Source organism: Paraburkholderia sp. (assembly GCF_049581445.1).
Taxonomy (GTDB): domain Bacteria; phylum Pseudomonadota; class Gammaproteobacteria; order Burkholderiales; family Burkholderiaceae; genus Paraburkholderia.
This window is the reverse complement of the sequence record NZ_JBAURZ010000182.1, coordinates 1-3,311: the sequence shown is the minus strand read 5'-3', so window position 1 is coordinate 3,311 and position 3,311 is coordinate 1. Positions and strand designations below refer to the sequence as shown.

Below are 3,311 nucleotides of genomic sequence, written 5' to 3'. Positions count from 1 at the left end.
GTCGAGCACCCGCGCAGCCGTGGCCGGCCCAATACCCGGCAGAAGCTGCGTGACCCGAAATCCGGCAACGCGATCGCGCGGGTTTTCCGCCCAGCGCAGCACCGCAAGCACGTCTTTGACATGCACTGAATCGAGAAACTTAAGCCCACCAAACTTCACAAAAGGAATGTTGCGCCGGGTAAGCTCGATCTCGAGCGCGGCGCTGTGGTGTGCGGCGCGAAACAGCACCGCCTGAGCTTTCAGCTTCATGCCTGCTTCGCGCGCTTCGAGCACCTGCTCGACCACATAGCGCGCCTGATCTGCCTCGTCTGCAACGGTCACGAGACGCGGACGCTGCGCGCAGGCCTGATCGGTCCAGAGGTTCTTCGTGAAGCGCTCGGCTGCGAGTTCGATCACCGCGTTGGATGCAGCCAGAATGGGCTGCGTCGAGCGGTAGTTGCGCTCCAGCGTCACCTGCTTGGCGGGCGGATTGAAGTGCTTCGGGAAGTCGAGGATGTTGCGCACCGTTGCGCCACGAAATGAATAGATCGACTGGGCGTCGTCGCCCACCACCGTCAGTCCGCGTCCATCGGGCTTCAGCGCGAGCAGGATCGACGCCTGCAGCCGGTTGGTATCCTGATACTCGTCCACCAGCACATGATCGAAGCGGCCCGCGAGGTCGGCGGCTATCGTCGGCTCCTCGGCCATCATGGACCAGTACAGCAGCAAGTCGTCATAGTCGAGCACGCTTTGCTTCTGTTTGGACTCCACGTAACGGGCGAACAACAGGCGCAAGTCGGCCTCCCATTCGCGGCACCACGGAAACACCCTATTCAGCACGTCCCCGAGCGCGGCCCCCGTATTGACCACCCGGGAATAGATCGCAAAGCAGGTGCCCTTGGACGGAAAGCGCCGCTCCTTGGCCGAGAACCCCAGTTCGTGCCGCACCAGATTCATCAGATCGGCGGAGTCTTCGCGGTCGTTGATCGTGAAGGTGGGCGCGAGGCCGATCAGGTCGGCATACTCGCGTAAAAGACGCGCACCCACACCGTGGAACGTGCCCGACCATGTGAGTCCCTGCGCGACGGCCGCACGCGCGCCAAGCGCGTGCGTCGCGATACGCGTGACCCGGCGTGTCATTTCCAACGCGGCACGCCGGGAAAACGTCAGCAGCAGAATACGGCGCGGATCGGCACCCTTGACCACCAGGTTCGCCACCCGATGCGCGAGCGTATTGGTCTTGCCCGAGCCCGCCCCGGCAATGACGAGCAGCGCGCTGCACGGTTGGCTGGCCGGGTCGGCGCCATATTCGACGGCTTCGCGTTGCGCGTCATTGAGCTTGGCGAGCCACCCGGCAGCGTCGGGTGATGCACTCGGCCCGGAGGACCCTGGGGGCACGGAATCGGCAACGGAAAGCACGGTGGTCGGAATCGGTCAGTTAGGCGCAAGGTAATTGGGATCGGCGCCGCATACTGTATATCCATACAATCCGCGACGACAAGCACCCTTTTTAATGCTGGCCCGCCATGAGGTCGCGCAGCGTGTTGAACAACGCGCCGCAAACAAAAGCGGCTCGAGCGCCAAGGCGCTGCGAGCCGCTTCTGATGATATGCAGTTTCCGAACCACGCCAGCCGCTATTCCTTCTTAGCGTCCTTCTCCCTGGCATCCGCGGCTGACTTGTCAGCATCGGCCTGGGCGTCGGTTTTCGTCTTGTCGGCCTTCGCCTGTGCTACATCGGCCTTCTTGTTGGCCTTGGCCTGTTCCTTGGTGGCCTTCTTGTCCGCGTGAGTCGGAGCAGTTGAAGCGTCGTTGCTTTGCGCGATAGCCATCGTCGACAGACAGCCCGCAATCAGCGCCGCGTAGATTTTCGTGTTCATGAGATACCTCCGTGATGAGATCGCTGCGGCCGCGATGGCCACAGGCACCGGCGGGCGATGTATCAAATGGTGCGCTCGCCGCCCAATACGCCGCCTCGGCCGGCCCGGTGCGCTTAGTGTTTCACGTCCGAAGGATCATCCTGCGCAGCGGTTGGCTGACCCTGCATGTTCATCTTCATTTCGTTGTTAGCAGTCTGCTTGTCAGCCTTCTTGTTGAGCTTGGCGTCGCGGACCTGCTCCTTGTACTGAGCCTTGGCGGCCTGTTGCTGCTCCTTCAGTTGCTCCTTGGATGCCTTCTTCGACGCGCTGTACTCCGCGTTCGCCTTGGCATCCGCGTTGCGCTTTTGCACCAGCGGATCGGTCGAACCCGATGCAATCAGACGCTGCGGAGCCGGCGTCACAGGCTGGGCACCCTGCGCGGCGTTGTCTGCGCTGGGCGCCATTTGCTGCTGGGTCATAGCTCCCGTGGCCCCCGCGTCCGGTTGCGCGTTGGACTGCGCAAAAGCGCCGGTGGTGGCGAAAGCGGTCAGGGCGGTACCGATCAGGAGCGAACGAATCTGGGTCATAGCTATCCTCTCTAGGTTTGTTGTCAGGACGCAGGCGGCACATACTTGCGTTTGTGCGCGGGATACATGGTGTGCCTGAAGCCAGGCACATGGCACCATCACCCGGCCTGTCGTCAGCCCTTGCTGAAATGCAGCAGGCTTTTCTACAGACCCGCCTTTTGCGAGTGAGGTTCGCGAAAAACGTCGCCTGTTACGCAACGTTTCATTTTCTGACAACTGCATAACATTTACTTGCAATAGCCTAGAGTTGCCTCTCACGGACCGGCAAAAGTGCGTCGGAAAATCTAAGGCGCTGTGCCGGAGCCCCTTCTGGCTTATGATGCGAACCCCGTCACCCAAGCCGCAATCGCCATGCCCAATCTTGATTTCACCCTGACCGGTGATTACGTCGAACTGCACAATCTCCTGAAGATTACGGGACTGGCCGACAGCGGCGGTTCCGCCAAGCTGATGGTGGCCGAAGGCGCGGTGACGGTGGATGGCCGGGTTGAGCTGCGTAAGACCTGCAAAATCCGCGCAGGCCAGGTCGTGCTGCTTGGTGACACTCGCATTGCCGTGCACGACGCGTAGGACCGCAAGCGGCGCGCCGCTCTCAGCGCCCCTCCCGCCTTCCCGATAAGAAACGCACCAAATTCGTGCTTTCAGATCGACAACAGACCGCCTACCCAATAAGCTGTCTGTTTTGCTAAAAGACAGCGCAGCCCCGACCGCGCCGTCACTCGTTCATGACGCAATCCGGCTTCTCCCGGGTGGCCGCCCGACCACCTACGTTGTCCCGCCACGCCGCCGACACCGCCCGCCTCGCCGCTCCGCTTGCCATCGCCCAACTGTCGCAAATGGCCATGGGCGTGACCGACACGATCCTGCTCGGCTCGCTCGGCCCCGACG

At 62.0% G+C, this 3,311-nt stretch carries 4 protein-coding genes and 1 pseudogene; 2 read left to right on the top strand and 3 right to left on the bottom strand.

Translation table 11 applies throughout. From position 1 onward, the window contains the following. The 3 genes from WCA85_RS16325 to WCA85_RS16315 form a co-directional block, all read right to left on the bottom strand. Positions 1 to 1,398, bottom strand: a 1,398-nt coding sequence (locus tag WCA85_RS16325) for an ATP-dependent helicase (protein WP_424065573.1), incomplete at its 3' end; no start/stop codon positions are given. 216 nt (positions 1,399 to 1,614) lie between these two features. Beyond that, positions 1,615 to 1,857, bottom strand: a complete 243-nt coding sequence (locus WCA85_RS16320) for a hypothetical protein (protein WP_424065572.1) — start codon at positions 1,855 to 1,857, stop codon at positions 1,615 to 1,617. Positions 1,858 to 1,970: 113 nt separating this feature from the next. Continuing rightward, entirely contained in the window at positions 1,971 to 2,423 is a 453-nt protein-coding gene (locus WCA85_RS16315; protein WP_424065570.1) for a hypothetical protein, read from the bottom strand. 351 nt (positions 2,424 to 2,774) lie between these two features. Here WCA85_RS16315 and WCA85_RS16310 point away from each other — a divergent pair, with 351 nt between their 5' ends. Both WCA85_RS16310 and WCA85_RS16305 read left to right on the top strand, forming a co-directional pair. Beyond that, positions 2,775 to 2,993, top strand: coding sequence for an RNA-binding S4 domain-containing protein (locus tag WCA85_RS16310; protein WP_424065568.1), 219 nt, complete (start codon positions 2,775 to 2,777; stop codon positions 2,991 to 2,993). A 155-nt stretch (positions 2,994 to 3,148) separates the two neighbouring features. Further along, positions 3,149 to 3,311: pseudogene (locus tag WCA85_RS16305) on the top strand (MATE family efflux transporter); the annotation flags it as partial.